Source organism: Vibrio coralliilyticus, from assembly GCF_024449095.1.
In the GTDB taxonomy this organism is placed as follows: Bacteria; Pseudomonadota; Gammaproteobacteria; order Enterobacterales; family Vibrionaceae; genus Vibrio; species Vibrio coralliilyticus_A.
Genome location: NZ_CP024627.1, coordinates 907,578 through 928,476 on the forward strand (window position 1 = coordinate 907,578; position 20,899 = coordinate 928,476).

The 20,899-nt window shown below is 45.5% G+C and carries 22 protein-coding genes; all 22 read left to right on the forward strand.

Translation table 11 applies throughout. The annotated features are described in order from the left end of the window. Nucleotides 1–162 precede the first annotated feature (162 nt). A complete protein-coding gene (flhA, locus tag CTT30_RS04120) occupies nt 163–2,256 on the forward strand; it encodes a flagellar biosynthesis protein FlhA (protein ID WP_239836875.1) in 2,094 nt (697 codons plus the stop codon). A gap of 30 nt (nt 2,257–2,286) precedes the next feature. Then, nucleotides 2,287–3,768 (forward strand): flagellar biosynthesis GTPase FlhF, encoded by a 1,482-nt coding sequence (flhF, locus tag CTT30_RS04125; RefSeq protein ID WP_252036110.1) that lies wholly within the window; start codon nt 2,287–2,289, stop codon nt 3,766–3,768. Nucleotides 3,769–3,781: 13 nt separating this feature from the next. Next, on the forward strand, nt 3,782–4,669 hold the full coding sequence (locus CTT30_RS04130) for a MinD/ParA family protein (protein ID WP_239867661.1): 888 nt from the start codon (nt 3,782–3,784) through the stop codon (nt 4,667–4,669). Then, nucleotides 4,662–5,396, forward strand: coding sequence for an RNA polymerase sigma factor FliA (locus tag CTT30_RS04135; RefSeq protein ID WP_239836872.1), 735 nt, complete (start codon nt 4,662–4,664; stop codon nt 5,394–5,396). The genes CTT30_RS04130 and CTT30_RS04135 overlap by 8 nt, the downstream gene beginning before the upstream one ends. Before the next feature lie 45 nt (nt 5,397–5,441). Next, nucleotides 5,442–5,810, forward strand: coding sequence for a chemotaxis response regulator CheY (gene cheY / locus CTT30_RS04140; protein WP_006879571.1), 369 nt, complete (start codon nt 5,442–5,444; stop codon nt 5,808–5,810). 38 nt (nt 5,811–5,848) lie between these two features. Continuing rightward, the gene (locus CTT30_RS04145) at nt 5,849–6,568 is read left to right on the forward strand and encodes a protein phosphatase CheZ (protein WP_239836871.1); all 720 of its coding nucleotides are present in this window, start codon (nt 5,849–5,851) and stop codon (nt 6,566–6,568) included. Nucleotides 6,569–6,577: 9 nt separating this feature from the next. Beyond that, nucleotides 6,578–8,839 carry a chemotaxis protein CheA gene (locus CTT30_RS04150; protein ID WP_252036111.1) on the forward strand — a complete coding sequence of 754 codons (2,262 nt, stop codon included), beginning with the start codon at nt 6,578–6,580 and terminating at the stop codon, nt 8,837–8,839. A gap of 24 nt (nt 8,840–8,863) precedes the next feature. Then, entirely contained in the window at nt 8,864–9,994 is a 1,131-nt protein-coding gene (gene cheB, locus CTT30_RS04155; protein ID WP_239867667.1) for a protein-glutamate methylesterase/protein-glutamine glutaminase, read from the forward strand. 12 nt (nt 9,995–10,006) lie between these two features. After that, entirely contained in the window at nt 10,007–10,783 is a 777-nt protein-coding gene (locus CTT30_RS04160) for a ParA family protein (protein ID WP_239836868.1), read from the forward strand. Next, a complete protein-coding gene (locus tag CTT30_RS04165) occupies nt 10,776–11,768 on the forward strand; it encodes a chemotaxis protein CheW (protein WP_252036112.1) in 993 nt (330 codons plus the stop codon). The genes CTT30_RS04160 and CTT30_RS04165 overlap by 8 nt, the downstream gene beginning before the upstream one ends. A 37-nt stretch (nt 11,769–11,805) precedes the next feature. Then, the gene (locus CTT30_RS04170; RefSeq protein WP_006959436.1) at nt 11,806–12,300 is read left to right on the forward strand and encodes a chemotaxis protein CheW; all 495 of its coding nucleotides are present in this window, start codon (nt 11,806–11,808) and stop codon (nt 12,298–12,300) included. Continuing rightward, nucleotides 12,300–12,794 (forward strand): DUF2802 domain-containing protein, encoded by a 495-nt coding sequence (locus tag CTT30_RS04175; RefSeq protein ID WP_252036113.1) that lies wholly within the window; start codon nt 12,300–12,302, stop codon nt 12,792–12,794. The genes CTT30_RS04170 and CTT30_RS04175 overlap by 1 nt, the downstream gene beginning before the upstream one ends. Nucleotides 12,795–12,982: 188 nt before the next feature. After that, nucleotides 12,983–13,603, forward strand: coding sequence for a cytochrome c biogenesis heme-transporting ATPase CcmA (gene ccmA, locus CTT30_RS04180; RefSeq protein WP_252036114.1), 621 nt, complete (start codon nt 12,983–12,985; stop codon nt 13,601–13,603). A gap of 2 nt (nt 13,604–13,605) precedes the next feature. After that, nucleotides 13,606–14,274, forward strand: coding sequence for a heme exporter protein CcmB (gene ccmB, locus CTT30_RS04185; RefSeq protein ID WP_239836864.1), 669 nt, complete (start codon nt 13,606–13,608; stop codon nt 14,272–14,274). A gap of 114 nt (nt 14,275–14,388) precedes the next feature. Beyond that, nucleotides 14,389–15,135, forward strand: a complete 747-nt coding sequence (locus CTT30_RS04190; protein ID WP_239836914.1) for a heme ABC transporter permease — start codon at nt 14,389–14,391, stop codon at nt 15,133–15,135. A gap of 4 nt (nt 15,136–15,139) precedes the next feature. Beyond that, the gene (ccmD, locus tag CTT30_RS04195) at nt 15,140–15,346 is read left to right on the forward strand and encodes a heme exporter protein CcmD (protein ID WP_239867676.1); all 207 of its coding nucleotides are present in this window, start codon (nt 15,140–15,142) and stop codon (nt 15,344–15,346) included. Next, a complete protein-coding gene (ccmE, locus tag CTT30_RS04200) occupies nt 15,343–15,828 on the forward strand; it encodes a cytochrome c maturation protein CcmE (RefSeq protein WP_171748606.1) in 486 nt (161 codons plus the stop codon). The genes ccmD and ccmE overlap by 4 nt, the downstream gene beginning before the upstream one ends. After that, nucleotides 15,825–17,783, forward strand: a complete 1,959-nt coding sequence (locus tag CTT30_RS04205; protein ID WP_239867680.1) for a heme lyase CcmF/NrfE family subunit — start codon at nt 15,825–15,827, stop codon at nt 17,781–17,783. The genes ccmE and CTT30_RS04205 overlap by 4 nt, the downstream gene beginning before the upstream one ends. After that, nucleotides 17,783–18,337, forward strand: a complete 555-nt coding sequence (locus tag CTT30_RS04210) for a DsbE family thiol:disulfide interchange protein (protein WP_252036115.1) — start codon at nt 17,783–17,785, stop codon at nt 18,335–18,337. The genes CTT30_RS04205 and CTT30_RS04210 overlap by 1 nt, the downstream gene beginning before the upstream one ends. Beyond that, on the forward strand, nt 18,334–18,813 hold the full coding sequence (locus CTT30_RS04215) for a cytochrome c-type biogenesis protein (RefSeq protein WP_252036116.1): 480 nt from the start codon (nt 18,334–18,336) through the stop codon (nt 18,811–18,813). Before CTT30_RS04210 ends, CTT30_RS04215 begins: the two co-directional genes overlap by 4 nt. Then, nucleotides 18,813–20,033, forward strand: a complete 1,221-nt coding sequence (ccmI, locus tag CTT30_RS04220; protein ID WP_252036117.1) for a c-type cytochrome biogenesis protein CcmI — start codon at nt 18,813–18,815, stop codon at nt 20,031–20,033. The genes CTT30_RS04215 and ccmI overlap by 1 nt, the downstream gene beginning before the upstream one ends. A 49-nt stretch (nt 20,034–20,082) precedes the next feature. After that, the gene (locus CTT30_RS04225) at nt 20,083–20,868 is read left to right on the forward strand and encodes an MlaA family lipoprotein (protein ID WP_370689708.1); all 786 of its coding nucleotides are present in this window, start codon (nt 20,083–20,085) and stop codon (nt 20,866–20,868) included. Nucleotides 20,869–20,899: the final 31 nt, after the last annotated feature.

A 20,899-nucleotide genomic window follows, 5' to 3' on the forward strand; every position in this document is an offset into this window, starting at 1 on the left:
GCGTTCTCACGATTAATTGGGAAGCTCGCCAATTCAATGAGTTAGTGCTTCAAGTATAACCATATCTTAATGTAGCCATAAAATTGACAGGACTTATGGACTGAAACTTGCATATCGGCCTAAGTCCTTTAATTTTTTGGTTAAATTATAGATTTCACCTCTATGAAGTTTACGTTGCCGTTCGCGGATAAGTTACCTCCCATTCCTCAGAGAGCAATGCCAGCGGTAGGTGCGCCTATTATGGTGTTGGCGACGCTGGCGATGGTGGTATTACCGATACCTCCATTCCTGCTCGACTTATTCTTTACGTTCAATATCGCATTGGCGATGGTTGTCCTTCTCGTGACGGTCTATACCCGTAGGCCTTTAGACTTTGCGGCTTTTCCGACGGTACTGCTTATTGCAACTTTGTTACGTTTGGCGTTAAACGTTGCATCGACCCGTGTTGTACTGCTCTATGGCCATGAGGGAACGGGCGCAGCGGGTAGTGTGATTGAAGCTTTTGGTAGTGTCGTGATTGGTGGCAACTATGCCGTTGGTTTAGTCGTATTTCTTATCTTGATGATCATCAACTTTATGGTTGTGACGAAAGGTGCAGGTCGTATCTCTGAGGTGAGTGCTCGCTTTACCTTAGATGCCTTACCCGGTAAGCAGATGGCGATCGATGCCGACTTAAATGCGGGACTAATCGATCAAGATCAGGCAAGAACGCGTCGTCAAGAAGTCACTAAAGAAGCTGATTTCTATGGCTCGATGGACGGTGCGTCAAAATTTGTTAAAGGCGATGCTATTGCCGGTATTTTGATTCTATTTATCAATATTATCGGTGGTTTGTCGATTGGTATGGCTCAGTATGGACTAGCGTTTGGCGAGGCTATCCAAATCTATACTTTGCTGACCATCGGTGATGGCCTTGTTGCTCAAATTCCATCTCTATTACTCTCGATTGGCGCGGCGATCATGGTCACTCGTCAGAACACTGACGAAGATATGGGCCAGCAAGTTGTCTTCCAAATGTTTGACAACCCTAAAGCTCTGATGATCACGGCAGGTATATTAGGAGTAATGGGGGTTGTGCCGGGCATGCCTCATTTTGCTTTCTTGTTACTGGCGATACTGGCTGGTGGCGGGGCGTACTGGATTCATCGTAAACAGAAGAAAGACGCTGAAAAGGCTAAATTACCAGCAACAACCGAACAGGATGCTCCAACGCCAAAAGAGCTATCGTGGGATGATGTACAACCTGTTGATGTTATTGGTTTGGAAGTCGGCTACCGTTTGATCCCGCTCGTCGACAAAGATCAAGGGGGAGAACTGCTAGAGCGAGTGAAGGGAGTGCGTAAAAAGCTCTCTCAAGACTTCGGTTTTCTCATTCCCGCAGTCCACATCCGTGACAACCTTGAGCTGACCCCAAACAGTTACCGAATTACTTTGATGGGGGTGGCTGTAGGTGAGGCAGAAATTCGTCCGGATATGGAACTCGCCATTAACCCAGGGCAGGTGTATGGCATGGTGGAAGGTGAACCGACGATTGATCCTGCCTTTGGCCTTGAGGCGGTGTGGATCAAAGATGAGCAGCGTGAACATGCGCAGGCGCTAGGTTATACCGTGGTCGACTCTTCAACAGTGCTTGCGACTCACCTTAGCCAATTACTGACCAATAATGCTTCAAACTTAATTGGCCATGAAGAAGTACAGAACTTGTTGGAAATGCTTGGGCGTAGTGCGCCTAAACTGGTCGAGAACTTTGTGCCGGATCAGCTTCAACTTGGTGTCGTCGTGAAAGTATTACAGAACTTGCTTAATGAAGCGGTACCTATCCGAGACATCCGAACTATCGTCCAAACCTTGGCTGAATATTCAAGTAAGAGTCAAGAACCTGACATACTAACAGCGGCAGTTCGAATCTCGTTGAAACGACTAATTGTTCAGGAAATCAATGGAATAGAGCCAGAGTTGCCAGTCATTACATTGATTCCTGAGCTGGAACAAATATTGCATCAGACAATGCAAGCATCTGGGGGAGAATCTGCAGGTATCGAACCAGGTTTGGCTGAGCGGCTACAATCTTCTTTAACTCAAGCGACTCAAGAGCAAGAGTTGAAAGGGGAGCCCGCCGTCCTTCTGACCTCTGGCGTATTGCGTTCAACACTAGCTAAGTTTGTGAAGAACACAATTCCATCGTTACGCGTACTCTCTTATCAGGAAATCCCAGACGAGAAACAAATACGTATTGTTCAAGCTGTTGGTAACTAGCATTAATGCGTTAATAGACGGATATCTACTTTGAAGATTAAACGATTTTTTGCCAAAGACATGCGTACCGCGCTACTCCAAGTAAAAGGGGAGTTGGGCGATGATGCAGTAATCATGTCTAATAAAAAAGTCGCAGGTGGTGTAGAAATTGTTGCTGCGGTCGACAATGAGACGGCGGCAGCGCGCTCTAGCGCTAACTACAACTCCCAACCTCGCTACAACAATTCTCAAGCATCGGCAAACACGCAGAGTGCACCGACACCGAGGCAGCGTCAACTAGATGAAGACCGCGTAAGCCTGCAGACTAAAGCTGATTCAGGTCGTTCAATGACGAAGCGTTTTGCCAATATGCTCAAACAATACAGCAATGGTGTAGATGAAGCTGATGGCAGAGAGGTAGAAAGTGCTGACTCGCTCTCCGCATTGCTAAAACGCCAATCAGCAGCGCGCCATGAGCAAAATGGAGTTCAGTTAAAAGAAGACTCTCCACTCGCTCGTTTGATCGCTGAAGACCGAAATGCAGAGCGACCAGCGCCACGCCTCGATCCCTCTCGTTACGAGCGTAGCCGTGCAGAAGAGCAAAATGTACGTAATGAAGATCTCGAAGATATGCGCGAGGAGATGACTTCAATTCGTCGTTTGCTTGAACATCAAGTTTCAGGGTTAATGTGGCAAGAAGTCGAGCGCCGAGAGCCGCTGCGAGCCATGTTGATTAAGCGTCTTGAGCGCATGGGAGTGTCGGCTGAGCTTGCTGATCAGCTAGCTTGCTATATTCCAGAAGATACTCCTCCAACAAAAGCATGGAAAGCCTTACTAGGTTTGGTATCCGATCAGATTCCTATTTCTAAACAAGACATTCTTAAGCGTGGTGGTGTGGTTGCTCTTCTTGGACCAACTGGCGTTGGCAAAACCACAACGGTGGCTAAGCTTGCCGCAAGAGCGGCCATGGAGTTTGGTCCAGATAACGTTGCTCTAGTGACAACCGATACTTACCGTATTGGTGCTCATGAGCAATTAGCGATTTATGGACGCATTATGGGATGCGCTGTAAAAGTTGCTAAAGATTCCAAAGAGTTAGCCGATGTAATATATCAATTGAGAAATCGTCGCCTAATTCTGGTTGATACAGCAGGTATGGGGCAGAGAGATGTACGTCTGTCAGAGCAACTGGATACGCTTATGCACGAAAGTGGTGAAGTGATACACAGCTATCTCGTTCTACCTGCGACTGCACAGCGAAAAGTACTGCAGGAGACCATCGATCATTTCAAGAGGATCCCACTGTCGGGTTGTATCCTCACTAAATTGGATGAATCGCTAAGTCTGGGCGAGTTTGTGAGCGTCGTAGTACAAAACTCGTTACCTGTGGCTTATATCGCAAACGGACAGCGAGTCCCGGAAGATATAGTGATAGCGCAACCGAAATATATGGTTGCCAAGGCAAATGAATTGTTAGAGAAGTCGACAGATGACGAACCTCACTATTGGAATAGTGAATCAGACGGGTTCTAGGCGGCGGACGATTATGACTAAGAATATGATACAAGACCAAGCAAGCGGACTACGCCGCTTAACACAACCCTCACTCACCAAAGTCATTGCAGTGACTGGCGGTAAGGGGGGCGTGGGCAAATCAAATGTGACTTTAGGTCTCGCGATTTGTATGGCTCGTCAGGGCAAAAAGGTCATGGTACTTGATGCTGACCTTGGTTTGGCAAATGTTGATGTAATGCTGGGTATACGGGCGAAGAAAAACCTTGGCCATGTATTAGCAGGCGAATGTGACCTACAAGATGCTATTGTTGAAGGACCGTACGGAATTAGAATTATTCCTGCGACGTCAGGGACGCAGTCCATGACGGAGCTGTCCCACGCACAACATGTTGGTTTAATTCGCGCTTTTGGCAGCTTAGAAGATGAGATGGACGTGCTACTCATTGATACTGCTGCTGGGATCTCAGATATGGTAGTGAGCTTTTCACGTGCGGCTCAGGATGTGGTAGTTGTGGTCTGTGATGAACCAACTTCTATCACTGATGCATATGCTCTGATCAAACTTTTGAGTAAAGAACACCAAGTTCAACGATTTAAAATTGTTGCTAATATGGTCAGAAGCTATCGTGAAGGGAGAGAATTGTTTGCAAAGTTGACCTTGGTCACAGAGCGATTCTTGAATGTTAGCATTGAGCTCGTAGCATGTATTCCATTGGATGATAAAGTTCGACAAGCTGTGAAAAAACAAAAGATTGTCGTGGATGCATTTCCTCGCTCGCCAGCGTCATTAGCCTTGGGTTCGTTAGCAAATAAAGCTCTAACTTGGCCAATTCCTAAGACACCGAGTGGACATCTGGAGTTTTTTGTAGAACGCTTACTTCATAGAACAGAGATGTTAGAGGAACCATTTGGTGAATAAGGCATTGACCTATGACCAATACGCAAATCAAAACAGTCAGCGAGCATTTTTAGAGAAATACTCGGTGCTGGTGAAGCGGATTGCTCACCATTTACTCGGACGATTGCCGCCGAGTGTACAGGTCGAAGACCTTATTCAGGCTGGGATGATCGGCCTTTTAGAAGCCCAAAAAAACTACGATGGCAGTAAAGGAGCCAGCTTTGAAACCTATGCTGGTATTCGCATCCGTGGTGCTATGCTTGATGATATACGCCGCGGGGATTGGGTCCCTCGCTCTGTTCATAAAAACAGTCGAGAGATCAGTCAGGCCATAGCTCAATTGGAAGGGGAACTGAATCGAGACCCTACTGATGCTGAAGTGGCTAAGCACCTTGATATAAGCCTGACGCAGTATCACAGTGCATTAACTGACATTAACTGCTCTCGATTGATCGGTATTGACGATTTAGGTGTGTCAGAAGATGCGATTTCGCATGAAGATGCAGACGGAGAAAATATCCCGTTTCAGGGTGTCGCAGATGAATATTTTCGTACGGCACTTATAGAATCCATTAAATCACTTCCTGAAAGAGAAGCTCTAGTACTTTCGCTTTATTATGATGAAGAGTTAAACTTGAAGGAAATCGGCGAAGTTATTGGTGTTAGCGAGTCGCGCGTTAGCCAGATACTAAGCCAATCAATGCAGCGTCTACGCACTAAATTGAGTGTTTGGACAAATAATGACTAGAAATCACTGATATCGAACTCAGTGGAGGCAATTTTGAATAAAAACATGAAGATCCTTATTGTTGACGATTTTTCAACAATGCGCCGTATAGTTAAGAACTTACTTCGTGACTTAGGTTTCAATAATACTCAAGAAGCGGATGACGGCTTAACGGCGTTACCAATGCTAAAGAAGGGTGAGTTCGACTTTGTTGTGACAGACTGGAATATGCCAGGAATGCAAGGCATTGACCTTTTGAAGCATATTCGTGCCGACGATGAACTTAAACACCTACCTGTTCTGATGATCACGGCAGAAGCGAAGCGTGAACAGATCATCGAAGCTGCGCAAGCAGGTGTTAATGGTTACATTGTTAAGCCATTTACTGCAGCAACATTAAAAGAAAAATTAGATAAAATCTTTGAGCGTTTATAAGTCAAGGAATTGACGATAACGCGAAAGGCCAATTCAGAATGATTTCATTAGAACAGGCAAAGCACCTCGTAGAGTTGTTAGAGAACGACCAGCAGGAAGAAGCTGATAAACTTGTTAAAAATATACATGAAGGTTCAGCAAACCCTATGCTGCAAGAAATAGGCGAGCTGACTCGTGATCTCCATGAGTCTATCAAGCAATTTAGTCTTGATGAACGTATGAGTCAGATTGCCAATGACGAAATCCCAGATGCTCGGGATAGGCTTCAGTATGTGATTGACAAAACAGAAACAGCAGCGAACAAAACTATGGATGCTGTCGACCGTTGTATGCCAATAGCCGATAACCTCCATGAGGGCCTACTTCAGGTTCGCCCCCAGTGGAATGAGCTCATGCATGGGCGTATAGAACTCAATGAATTTAAAGCGCTTTGCCACCGTATTGACGCCTTACTAGGTGAGGTTGAGGGCGATAGCTCTGAACTTAGAGGTCAACTGACCGAGATTCTAATGGCTCAGGATTTCCAAGACTTGACGGGTCAGATTATTAGCAGAGTGATTACTTTAGTTAATGAAGTTGAAGGCCGTTTAGTAGAAATACTGACAGCATTTGGTGCTAGCCAGCTAGAAGATGCTGCAAACAATAAGAACAATTCATCGATAGACCCAGAGGGACCGATTCTCAACCCTCATGAAAGGGAAGATGCGGTTTCATCACAAGACGAAGTCGACGACTTACTCTCGAGTCTTGGGTTTTAGAGGTAACTTATGAGCTATGAACTAGACGAAGACATTCTACAGGACTTTTTGGTCGAAGCCGGAGAAATCTTAGAGCTTCTTTCAGAGCAGTTGGTAGAGTTGGAAAATAACCCTGATGACAAAGACCTTTTAAATGCAATCTTTCGTGGTTTCCACACTGTCAAAGGCGGGGCTGGTTTCCTCTCATTAACCGAATTGGTAGATACTTGTCACGGTGCGGAGAACGTGTTCGATATTTTGCGCAATGGACAGCGCCAGGTATCTGCAAGTCTCATGGATACCATGTTGACAGCGTTAGACACTGTTAATGAACAGTTCCAAGCAGTACAAGACCGTGAGCCTTTGACTCCTGCCGACCAATCTCTGTTGGATGAATTACATCGCTTAAGTCAGCCTCAATCGGCGGATGAAGATGAATCAACAGGTGCCACAGCACCCGCTGAACCTGAGGTCGTAGAAGAACCTGTGGTTTCTCAGGAACCTGTTGTCACTGAGCCAGCTGCTGAAGAGCCAAGTTCTGAAACGGTCTCTGCAGGTTCTATTGATGAAATTACGCAAGATGAATTTGAAAAACTGTTAGACGAGCTACATGGTGAAGGCAGTGCGCCGGGAGCCGGAGCCGATACAACCCCAGAAACCCCAGCCGCTCCATCAGCTCTCGATGGTGACATGAGCGGTGATATCACAGATGATGAGTTTGAAAAACTCTTAGATGAATTGCACGGAACCGGGAAAGCGCCAGGGGAAGGGGCTACCCCGAAGGCTTCTACACCACCTCCAAGCAAACCTGAATCACCGGCTCCGGCATCTGGCGGTGACAGTGACCTCATGACGGATGCCGAATTTGAAAAGCTTCTTGATGATTTACATGGTTCAGGAAAAGGCCCTTCTGTTGAAGAGTTGGATGCGGCAACTAAACCTATAGCACAAAATACCACACCAGCTCCGGAGCCTGCTAAAGCGGCTGCTGCTCCGAAAGCCAGCACAACTGCGGCTGCACCAGTCACTTCGGCGCCTAAACCTAAAGAGACAGCCGCGCCACCTGCCAAAAAAGAAGCCGCGCCGCCAGCAGCACAAGCCAAAAAGCCTCAAGCAGAAGCTACAGTGCGTGTTGACACTTCAACACTGGATACCATTATGAATATGGTGGGTGAGTTGGTCCTTGTCCGTAACCGCCTGTTGAGTTTAGGCTTGAACAGTAACGATGAAGAAATGTCTAAAGCGGTTGCTAACCTAGATGTTGTTACTGCGGATCTACAAGGCGCAGTAATGAAGACTCGTATGCAGCCAATTAAGAAGGTATTTGGCCGCTTCCCTCGAGTGGTACGAGACCTTGCTCGGAGCTTGAAGAAAGATATTAATCTTGAGATGCGTGGCGAGGATACCGATCTGGATAAAAACCTGGTTGAAGCCCTTGCGGATCCACTGATTCACTTAGTGCGTAACTCTGTTGACCACGGTGTTGAAATGCCAGATGACCGCGTTAAAGCAGGCAAGCCAAGAACGGGTAAAGTTATTTTATCTGCTTCACAAGAAGGTGACCATATCGAACTTGCCATTGTGGATGACGGTGGCGGTATGGATCCTGATAAGCTTCGAGGCATTGCTGTTAAGCGCGGCATAATGGATGAAGATGCCGCATCGCGTTTGACCAACAAAGAGTGTTTTAATCTGATCTTTATGCCTGGCTTCTCTAGTAAAGAGCAGATTTCGGATATTTCTGGCCGTGGTGTTGGTATGGATGTGGTGAAAACAGCCATCAATACTTTGAATGGTTCCATTGATATTGACTCAGAAATGGGTAAAGGCACTAAAATTACGATCAAGGTTCCATTAACTTTAGCGATTCTACCAACCTTGATGGTAGGTGTTGCCGGACATCCATTCGCTCTACCGCTAGCAAGCGTTAATGAAATTTTCCACCTCGACTTGAGCCGCACTAACGTTGTTGATGGGCAGTTGACCATTATCGTTCGTGAGAAATCAATCCCGCTATTTTACCTTCAAAACTGGCTTGCCCCGCAAGCTGGAGACGTAGAGCTTCGTAAAGGGCATGGTCATGTTGTTATCGTCCAGATTGGCAGTCAGCGCGTAGGTTTTGTTGTGGATACCTTGATTGGGCAAGAAGAAGTGGTCATTAAACCACTTGATAGTATGCTCCAAGGCACGCCAGGAATGGCGGGTGCGACAATTACCAGTGATGGACATATCGCGCTTATTCTGGATGTACCGGATTTGCTCAAGCAGTATGCAGCTGCTTCTCGAATCTAAGTCGTAGAACTAAAAAGGATAGCTATGGCGATTAAAGTTTTAGTAGTAGATGATTCGAGTTTTTTTCGTCGCCGAGTCAGTGAAATAATCAACTCTGAACCTCGCCTTGAGGTTATGGATGTGGCGACTAATGGCAAGGAAGCCGTTGAAAAAGCAGTCAGACTGAAGCCAGATGTCATTACGATGGACATTGAAATGCCAGTAATGGATGGAATCACCGCCGTCCGTGAAATTATGGCCAAAAGCCCAGTGCCAATTTTAATGTTCTCCTCGCTCACACATGATGGTGCAAAGGCTACATTGGATGCCCTCGATGCCGGAGCACTGGATTTTTTACCGAAGAAATTTGAGGATATTGCGCGCAATCGTGATGAAGCGGTGTCTTTGTTGCAGCAACGAGTTATTCAAATCTCTTCTCGCCGTACATTTATGCGCCGCCCTGCGGCAAAACCTGCATCAACGCCCAGTCCGGCTGCGAGGTCAGCAACTTCGACAACTGCGACTCAACGTGCGACTCGTCCAGTTACGTCATCTGCAGCGAAGCCAGCGGCTTCAGCGAGATTTAAGTCGAGTGGTAAGAAGTATCAGCTGACAGCTATTGGTACTTCAACTGGCGGCCCCGTTGCTTTGCAGAAGATTTTGACTAAATTACCAGCAAACTATCCTCACCCTATTGTGTTAATCCAGCATATGCCAGCGACGTTTACTGCTGCCTTTGCGAGTCGCCTGAATTCTTTATGTAAAATTCAAGTGAAAGAAGCAGAAGATGGCGATGCACTGAAACCAGGAGTGGCTTATTTGGCTCCGGGTGGTAAGCAGATGATGATCGATGGTCGTCCGGGCTCAGCTAAGTTGCGCATCATTGATGGTGGTGAGCGTATGAATTACAAGCCGTGTGTGGATGTGACATTTGGTAGTGCGGCAAAAATATACTCAGATCAAGTACTTTCTATGGTTCTGACAGGTATGGGAGCGGATGGGCGTGAAGGCGCTCGTATGCTTAAGAGTGCTGGCTCGACCATCTGGGCACAGGATGAAGAAAGCTGTGTTGTATATGGCATGCCACAAGCGGTTGCTAAAGCTGGTATTTCCACAGAAGACCTACCATTAGACCGTATCGCAGAGCGTATGCTGGTCGAAGTTGGTTTGTCGTAGGAGTAGTAGCGCATGATTGTTTGGAGTATCGCAAACCAAAAAGGAGGCGTAGGCAAGACAACGACTACGATTACTCTGGCTGGTTTGTTGAGCAAACAAGGTAAAAGGGTACTACTTGTTGACACGGACCCCCATGCTTCTCTGACGACGTATTTGGGGTACGACTCTGATGGTGTTCCAGCAAGCTTGTTCGATCTCTTTCAATTAAAGGAATTCAACGAGCAAAGTGTCTTGCCGCTGGTGATGAAATCTGACATTGAAGGTATTGATATCATTCCTGCACACATGTCACTCGCAACTCTGGACCGAGTGATGGGGAATCGCAGTGGCATGGGGCTCATTCTAAAGCGAGCGATGATGGCAATAAAAGACCATTATGATTACGTTTTAATAGATTGCCCGCCGATACTTGGCGTTATGATGGTGAATGCACTAGCGGCAAGTAATCGAATCCTCATCCCTGTTCAAACTGAATTTTTGGCGATGAAAGGTCTTGAGCGGATGGTTCGTACGCTCGCGATTATGCAGAAATCACGCAATAAAGCGTTTAATGTCACCATTGTTCCAACCATGTATGACAAGCGTACAAGGGCGTCATTACAAACTTTACAGCAATTAAAGAAGGATTATCCTGACCAAGTATGGTCTTCTGCAGTGCCAATCGATACTAAATTTAGAGATGCCAGTTTAAAACATCTCCCAGTTTCACACTTTGCTTCTGGAAGCAGGGGTGTTTTTGCTTACAAACAGCTGTTGATCTACTTAGAGAGGTTAGCGGTGAATGAGTAGTGATACTTTACTATCAAGTGAACAGGCGTTGGATGAATATTTTTCTGCGCTACTTGATGAAACGGTTGAATCTGAAGAGTTTCTAGAAGAGACAGTCAGTGCTCAGGATTACTTGCCAGAGCCAGAGCCAGAGCCAGAGCCAGAGCTCGAACCTGTTATGCAATCGGTAGAGGAAAAGAGTTACTACTCGGCACTCACAGCAGAAGTAGAAGTGCCAAATTTGGATGATGTGGAGAGACTGCTAGAGCAATTGGAGTCTACCAATCCGGTTGCTGAGCTTCAGCTTGAAGAAGTGATGGAGCAAAATACGGTTCAGATTGCTGAAGCGAAAGTGGCGATAGAAGAGATTCAGGAATGGGATGTTGAAACTCCTGATGTAGCCGAAGTTATTACTGAACCAGATATTTCAGTAGAAGTAGAAACAGAGCTTGAATCTGAGCCTGAAATCATCACCGAAAATGCAGAGCAAGTAGAAGTTCAGCCTGAAACACAGACTGGTGATAGTGGTTTAGGCACTTGGCATTCTACGGAGCGTGATATTGAGTTTCAGGTTCTCTACTTTGATGTCAATGGTGTTACGTTTGCAGTGCCATTGGATGAACTCGGTGGTATTCACCGAATTGCCGAGTTAAATCACTTAATAGGTCGCCCTGATTGGTACTTAGGTTTGCAAACCAGTCGTGAAGCTCAACTTGATGTGGTTGATACAGCGAAGTGGGTCATGGCGGAAAAACTGTCTGATGAAACCTACAAAGATGACTATCAATACATTGTGATGCTGGATGAAAGTATGTGGGGTCTTGCTTCTACACAGTTAATGGGCACAGAATCACTGAATCCAGAGAAAGTGCGTTGGCGTAAAACAGCAGGGAAACGCCCTTGGCTCGCAGGTATGGTTAAAGAAAAAATGTGTGCTTTGATCCATGTTGAAGCATTGATAGCTATGCTTAATGCAGGACTTGATGTAAAAGCCTTAGATAAATAAAACATTTATGCCGATTTAGGCTTAGAGAGGAATAGGTATGTCTCAAACTAATGAAGTCGAAGTAAGAAAAGATCAGTCCAATGACGAAGTGCTTCAGTGGGTGACGTTCCAGCTTGAAGAAGAAACTTACGGCATCAACGTAATGCAGGTACGTGAAGTGCTTCGCTATACAGAGATTGCCCCTGTACCAGGAGCGCCTGATTACGTTCTGGGTATTATCAATCTACGTGGTAATGTTGTCACCGTGATTGATACTCGTTCACGCTTCGGTTTGATGGAAGGTGAGATCACCGATAACACGCGTATTATCGTGATTGAATCAGAACACCAAGTCATTGGCATTCTTGTCGATAGCGTTGCTGAAGTGGTTTACTTACGCTCTTCTGAAATCGATACCACACCAAGCGTTGGTACGGATGAGAGTGCTAAGTTTATCCAAGGTGTGAGCAACCGCGATGGTAAGCTACTGATTCTTGTCGATCTGAACAAACTTCTCACCGATGAAGAATGGGATGAGATGGCACACCTGTAATGGATGCAGTTGTATTTGCAAATGCTCCTGTGATTGCGGGAGTTGCTGCACTGGTTGTACTGTTGGTTATATTAGCTCTTTTTCGAATTAAGAAAGGGCAGCGCTCGATGTCTGATCATTGGTGGCAACAAAATAGACACTTGGATAAAGAGTTACAGAAAGCGAACAAGCAGTTGCTTGAAGTACGTTCAGTGGTTGTTGGGCTAGGTCAGCGTGTCAGTGAACAGCAAGATATCATCCAGCATCTGAATGAAAGAATATCAGAACTAGAACAAGAAGATGGTGATGGACGTCTGTACTCCAGAGCGACAAAAATGGTTCAGTTGGGGGCAGATGTCAATGAGCTGATTGAAGAATGCGAATTACCAAAAGCTGAAGCTGAACTGATGTTGTCTCTGCAGAAGAAAATTGCAGGTAAAGAGAAAGTCCCGCCTTTGCGCGCTAGCGATGAACACAAAAAATCAGCTGTTCGGCGAAAAAGTGCCAGAAAGTAATAACAGGAAGGATGCCAGCGGCATCCTTTTTTGTTTTTAAATGTAACCATTTAGTGGTAGTTGAAATGAACCATGGTAGATTATTAACATAATCTTACCGAGTTTCGTGATTCGCGTGGGGCTAATTCTATTTTGTGTGAGAGTGGCTGTGGTACTATACCCACACAAAATTTATGTAGTGAATGTCCATGTTAGAAGTATCTCAGCTGACCGCCATCAGGGATGAAAGAGTTCTCTTTGAATCCCTCTCTTTTGTTATTAATTCCGGTGAGTTAGTCCAGATTGAAGGTCGCAATGGTACAGGAAAAACGACACTGTTGAGAATCGTTACTGGGCTTGGCGATCGAGATGATGGTGAGATATTTTGGAATGGTGAAAACATCGAATCCAATCGAGATGGTTACCATCAAGACTTGCTGTTTCTAGGCCATCAAACAGGCGTAAAACGTGAGCTGACTGCCTACGAAAACTTAAGATTTTATCTCAATGTACATACTCGAAAACGCGTAGACAAAGAGACCATTTTTAATGCCCTTGTTAAAGTAGGGCTAGCGGGGCGTGAAGATGTTCCTGTTGCACAGTTATCGGCTGGTCAACAACGTAGGGTTGCGCTGGCACGTTTGTGGCTGAGTGAGCACAAACTCTGGATTTTAGATGAGCCTTTAACGGCGATCGATAAGCAAGGAGTTAAAGTTCTAGAGTCACTCTTTCTCAGTCATGCTGAAAATGGGGGCATTGTGATACTGACGACGCATCAGGACATGTTTGCTGATAATCCAAAATTAAGAAAAATAAAGCTGGGTGAGTAGTCATGTTTGCAACGATGAGTAGTATTATTCGACGAGAACTGCTGATTGCTTTTCGCCGTCAGGCAGACATTTTCAACCCTCTGTGGTTTTTTATTATCGTCATCACGCTATTCCCGCTGAGTATAGGGCCTGAACCTAACCTCTTGGCTCGTATTGCTGCGGGTATCGTTTGGGTGGCTGCTCTTCTTTCGGCATTATTATCTCTTGAAAGGTTATTTAGAGATGACTTTCAAGATGGAGCTTTGGAACAAATGATGCTAATGCCTGTCCCATTGCCTGTCGTGGTGATTTCAAAAGTGATTGCACACTGGGTGTTGACTGGGTTGCCACTGATTTTAATTAGCCCCTTATTGGCCATTTTGCTTTCCCTGGATATGAACTCATGGCTGGCTGTTGTCACCACCCTGCTGATTGGTACACCTACGTTAAGTTTCATTGGTGCTATCGGGGTGGCATTAACGGTTGGTTTACAAAAAGGTGGTGTGCTACTGAGTTTGCTTGTGTTGCCTTTGTATATACCAATATTGATTTTCGCGACATCAGCGATTGATGCAGCATCACTGGGAATGGCATACAACGGCCAATTGGCCATACTTGGCGCCATGTTTATGGGCGCAATGACCTTGACGCCATTTGCTATTAGTGCGGCTTTGCGTGTAAGTGTAAATTAATTGTTTTCGATCAAGCACGAAAAATTCCCTTTATATAAATTACAAAACTAATAATTGTCAAAATCAGTCCGTGAGACGTAACAAGACAACACTGAAGTAAGAGTGAGAATGACGATGTGGAAATGGCTTCATCCTTATGCCAAGCCCGAAACCGCTTATCAGCTATGTGGTAAGCTTTTGCCCTGGTTTTCCATATTAGCCCTACTGTGTTTATCGGTCGGGACAGTATGGGGGCTGGCCTTCGCCCCTTCAGACTATCAACAAGGCGACAGTTTTAGGATTATCTACATCCATGTCCCTTCTGCGATTTGGTCAATGGGCGTATACATGTCCATGGCCATCGCTGCATTTATCGGTTTAGTTTGGCAGGTTAAATTGTCGGATATGGCGGCTTCCGCAATGGCTCCAATTGGTGCAGTGTATACCTTCATTGCTCTACTGACGGGAGCGGTCTGGGGGAAACCAATGTGGGGAGCATGGTGGGTGTGGGATGCGCGCTTAACCTCTGAGCTGATTCTTTTGTTCCTTTACTTGGGTGTGATTGCGTTATACCACGCATTTGATGACCAGAAAACAGCGGCTAAGGCAGCGGGGATTCTAGCCATTGTAGGGGTCGTGAATCTGCCGATCATTCATTTTTCAGTCGAGTGGTGGAATACCCTTCATCAAGGCGCGACTATCACCAAATTTGCCAAACCTTCTATTTCTACCGATATGCTCTGGCCGTTGTTGTTGAATATCTTTGGTTTTGCATTTTTCTTTGGTGCGGTGACTATGATTCGCCTACGTAATGAGATTATCAGCAAGGAGAGTCACCGTCCGTGGGTGATTGCTTTAGCTCAGTCTCAGAGAGGTAATTAAACTGATGCATTTTGAATCTTTGAGCGATTTTTTCGCAATGGGCGGTTATGCCGGCTATGTTTGGAGCGCTTTTGGTATCACATTTTTTTCGATGTTTGTTCTGCTTACGGTGAGTATCCGTCGTGGCAAAAAGCTGTTGAATGAAGTGCAGTCGAAAGTTGACAGACAAGCGCGTATTGATGCGGCTAAAAATTTGGAGAACACACTATGAATCCGAGGCGTAAAAAAAGGCTGGGAATTGTCTTAGCCATTTTCATTGGTATTGGTGCAACTGTTGGCTTAATGCTCTACGCACTGAATCAAAATATGGATCTATTTTATACACCAACGGAGCTCGTAGACGGTAAACCCGATGGCACGAAACCTGAAGTCGGCCAGCGGCTGCGTATCGGTGGTATGGTTGTTGAGGGTTCGGTACGACGTGACCCTGAGTCATTGCGCGTTTCTTTTGACTTACATGATGTAGGCCCGAAAGTGACTATTGTTTACGATGGAATTCTCCCTGACTTATTCCGTGAAGGGCAGGGGATTGTTGCCCAGGGTGTTCTTAAAGATGCCACTACGGTAGAAGCATTTGAAGTGTTGGCTAAGCATGATGAAGAGTACATGCCGCCTGAGATAGCGGAAGCGATGAAGAAAAATCACCAGCCGCTCGAATATACAGAACAACAAAAACAAGGAAGCGGTCAATGATTGCTGAGATTGGCCATTTTGCCATGATTGTTTCACTGGCGATGGCAGTACTGTTGAGCATACTGCCATTAGTCGGTGCATCACGAAATAATACAATGTTGATGAACACCGCAAGACCGTTGTCTTGGGGAATGTTCCTACTTCTATTGCTCTCTTTCGGTGCTTTACTTTGGGCTTTTTATACCAATGATTTTACACTGAATTACGTTGCGACTAACTCAAACAGTCAGTTGCCTTGGTACTACCGCCTGACTGCGGTCTGGGGAGCTCATGAAGGTTCTCTGTTACTTTGGGTATTGATCCAAGCGGCTTGGACGGTTGCAGTAGCAACATTTAGTCGTGGTATGCCTCAAGAATCGGTTGCGCGAGTGCTTGCTGTGATGGGGATGATCAGTGTCGGTTTCTTACTGTTTATAATCGTCACTTCTAACCCATTCCTTAGAACATTACCGTTTTTCCCTGTTGATGGGCGAGATCTAAACCCGCTACTCCAAGACCCTGGGCTGATCATTCATCCACCTATGCTGTACATGGGTTATGTCGGTTTCTCTGTCGCTTTCTCGTTCGCCATCGCCTCATTGATGACAGGACGACTCGATACGGCTTGGGCACGTTGGTCACGACCATGGACCACAGCCGCTTGGCTGTTCCTCACTTTGGGTATCGCACTAGGCTCTTGGTGGGCTTATTACGAACTTGGCTGGGGTGGCTGGTGGTTCTGGGATCCTGTCGAAAACGCGTCGTTTATGCCTTGGCTAGCAGGTACTGCGCTGATGCACTCGCTTGCAGTGACAGAAAAACGCGGCACTTTCAAAGCGTGGACGGTACTGTTAGCTATTTCAGCGTTCTCATTGAGTTTATTGGGTACGTTCCTTGTTCGCTCCGGCATTCTTGTTTCAGTTCACGCGTTTGCTTCCGATCCCTCACGAGGAATGTTTATTCTTGGCTTCCTAGTGTTTGTCATTGGTGGTTCATTACTCCTATTTGCATTAAAAGGTGCCACGGTTAGAGTTCGCGGTAACTTTGATCTTGTATCGCGTGAGAACGCACTACTTGGCAATAACGTGTTATTGATTGCTGCTTTAGTGGTTGTCTTAGTAGGAACACTATTACCGTTAGTACATAAGCAGATCGGCCTTGGTTCTGTTTCTATTGGAGCTCCATTCTTCGATATGCTATTTGCTTGGCTAATGATCCCATTCTCGTTCTTGTTGGGTATTGGTCCGCTGATTCGTTGGAAGCGCGATAATCTCTCCAGCTTGCTTAAACCTATGCTGATATCCGGTGTAGCGTCATTCGCTCTGGCGGGTGTTTTTGTCTACCTGTTTGCTGACTTCTTCCAATTCATGGCATATCTAGGTTGGGTGATGGCATTGTGGATTATCTTCATGCATGGTTTTGAGTTGTATGAACGAGCGACCCATCGCCACAGCTTTGCTGTCGGAATTAAGAAGTTGCAGCGAAGTCATTGGGCGATGATGATGGGGCATATTGGTTTAGCAGTCAGCATTATTGGTATTGCCATGGTGCAGAATTACAGTATCGAACGCGATGTACGTTTGGCCCCTGGTCAGCACTACAACATGCAAGGCTATGACTTCTATTTCCAAGGTCTGCGTGATAAAGATGGCCCGAACTATGACGGTTACATCGCAGACTTCGAAATCACTCATAATGGCAAATACATTAATACGCTTCATGCAGAAAAGCGTTTCTACCGTACCGCTCGCTCAATGATGACAGAAGCCGCAATTGACCGAGGCGTCACACGTGATTTGTATATTGCGATGGGAGAGCGTTTGGATGACAACAAGTCTTGGGCTGTCCGTATTTATTACAAACCCTTTGTTCGTTGGATTTGGGCTGGCTCGTTGCTGATGGCATTGGGCGGCGCAATTGCTATTAGCGATAAGCGTTACCGGTTCAGAAAAAGCGTGAAACCGCAGGAGGCATAATGAGTAAGAAACTTCTATTTATTCCACTGTTGGCGTTTTTAGGTTTGGTGGCAGTATTCGCTACTCAGTTGGTGAAGAACTCACATGGTGATGACCCAACTAAACTTGAGTCTGTTCTGGTAGGAAAGTCCGTGCCTGAGTTTCGTTTAGAAGATCTGGCTGAGCCGGGCAAACTCTACGATCAATCAATTTTTAAGGGTGAGCCTCTACTTTTAAATGTATGGGCGACGTGGTGCCCAACTTGTTACGCAGAACACCAATATTTGAATGAACTTGCAGCCCAAGACGTTAAGATCATCGGGATGAACTATAAAGATGATCGCAGTAAAGCCGTGCAATGGTTAAACGAGTTAGGCAACCCTTATTTGATCAGCTTGTTTGACGGAAATGGGATGTTAGGTTTGGACCTCGGGGTTTACGGTGCACCGGAAACCTTCTTAATCGATGCGCAAGGGAAAATCCGTTATCGTCACGTTGGTGATGTTAACGAGCGCAACTGGAATGAAACGCTCAAGCCTATGTATGAGCAAATGCTAGTGGAGGCAGGGAAATGAAAAAAATGATCCTTGCTGTACTAGCCGCAATGGCTTTTTCTCTCGTTGCAAATGCTGCTATTCAAATTTATGAGTTTGAAAGCCTGGAACAAGAGCAGCAGTTCAAGGAGCTAGGAAGTACACTTCGTTGCCCAAAATGCCAGAACAATACGATCGCGGATTCTAATGCCGAGCTGGCTGTCGACTTACGGCAAAAAGTGTATGAAATGACAAAAGAGGGCAAGTCGAAACAAGAAATCATAGATTATATGATTGCTCGCTACGGCAACTTTGTCACTTATAACCCACCGTTCACCATTGCAACGGCAATTTTGTGGTTAGGTCCTCTATTTGTGGTTGTATTTGGCTTTGGTTTTATTGTCTTAAGAACGCGTTCTCGAAAAGAGCAAACTGTTCAAGATTCAACATGGGATCAAGACAAAGAAGCACGCTTGAAAGAGCTGCTGAATAATAAGAATGATGGAGATAAGCAGTAATGACATTATTTTGGATAGCTTCAGTCATTCTTGTTGTATTGAGCTCAATTTTTATCGCGCTACCGATCATACGTAAGAAAGCCAATAATGATGAAGCGTTACGTGATGAGCTGAATAAAGCATTTTACAAAGATCGTTTATCAGAACTTAAAGAAGAAGCCGAAGAAGGCTTGGTTGAAAATCAGCAGGACCTGATTGATGATCTGAAGCAGTCTCTATTGGATGATATTCCAAATGAGCAGCAGAAAGAAAGCGTCAGTGGTATTTCACCGATGGCCGTCCTTGTTCCGTCCGTGCTTCTTGTTGTTGTTCTATCTTATGCGATGTACATGAAGTTTGGTGCTTCAGATAAAGTCGTAGAATGGCAACAAGTCAGTGCCAACTTACCAGCTTTGTCGAAAAAATTAATGGCACCGGAAGGAACAGCGTTGAGTGACGACGAAATGCGTGATTTAACGTTAGCATTACGTACCCGTCTTCACTATCAGCCTGATGATTCAACGGGTTGGCTGTTACTCGGTCGTATCGCTCTTGCGAATAGAGATGTGGGAACTGCCATTGGAGCAATGAAAAAGGCTTATAAGCTTGAGTCTGAAAACACCGATGTCAAATTGGGTTATGCTCAGGCATTGATGTTGTCACAGGATGAAATCGATCAAGACAAGGCTCGAAAGATTCTTGGTGAGTTGGTCCAAAGTGATTATGTGGACTTGAGGGTATTCTCGTTATTAGCTTTTGATGCTTACGAGCGTAAGGATTATTCGGCAGCGGTCCGCTACTGGGGGATTATGCAGCAGATGATTGGCCCGCAAGACAGTCGCTACGAAATGCTGTCACGCAGTATTGAAAATGCTCAGCAGCAAATGGGTGAGCATGTTGCTAGTGGCAAGTCAGTGTCTGTTTCTATATCGCTCAGTGATCAAGTTCAAGCGGACGCTAATTCAGTATTGATTGTCTCAGTGCATACCGCTGATGGGGCTCCTATGCCAGTTGCAGCTGCTAGGTATCCACTAGGCTCTTTTCCAAGGTCTGTAGTTCTAGATGATGGGAATAGCATGTTGCAAGATCGTAAGCTATCTTCATTGGAGTCTTTGATGGTAAGAGTGCGTCTTGATAGCGATGGAAACGTTGCAACTAAACAAGGGGACTGGTTTGGTGAGAGTGAAGCCGTTAAAATGGGTCAACCTGTTGAAGTTATAATTGATAAGCAGTATCAATAGATACTCGTTATGAATGTACAGAGACCGGTGTTTTTCACCGGTCTTTTTTATGGAAATTATAATAATGAAGAGCCTCAAGTCTCATATATGGGTTGTTGCTTGCACGTCAATATTTCTTTTTGGCTGTGCAGGGTCACCTCAGGAAAATGCAAACTCAACGTCAGTCGAATCAGAAGTGAATGATCCGTTCGAAGGGTTTAACCGAACAATGTGGTCGCTCAATTACGATTATTTAGATCCTTACTTCGTCCGCCCTGTTTCCTTAGCTTATGTGAATTATGTTCCTGATCCACTTCGCCACGGTGTGTCAAACTTTCTTGGTAATTTGGATGAACCAGCAAGCATGATTAATAACCTAGTGATGGGGAATGGGGAGAAAGCTCTCGATCACTTTAACCGTTTTTGGATCAACAGTACTTTTGGCTTACTCGGCCTTATCGACATTGCTTCCGAAGCTGGAATTACTGATCATAATGATAAAGCGTTCAGTGATGCTGTAGGCCACTATGGGGTAGGTAACGGCCCGTATGTGATGGTGCCTGGGTATGGCCCTTGGACTGTACGTGAGTCCACGGATATTGTCGATGGTTTGTATGTTCCCCTTTCATTACTCAACTTTTGGGCTGGCTTAGGGAAATGGGCGCTAGAAGGCATGGAGACGCGCGCGGCATTGGTGTCTCAAGAATCGATGCTAGAAGATTCACCGGACCCTTATGCATTAACACGTGGTGCCTATCTCCAAAGGCAAGACTTCAATGCGGAAATCGAACCTGAAGACGATTACGACGCAGAAGAAGAAGCTTACCTAGATGAGTACTTAGATGATGATTTCTAGTAGAAAGGCTTGGTCAGTGACCAAGCCTTTT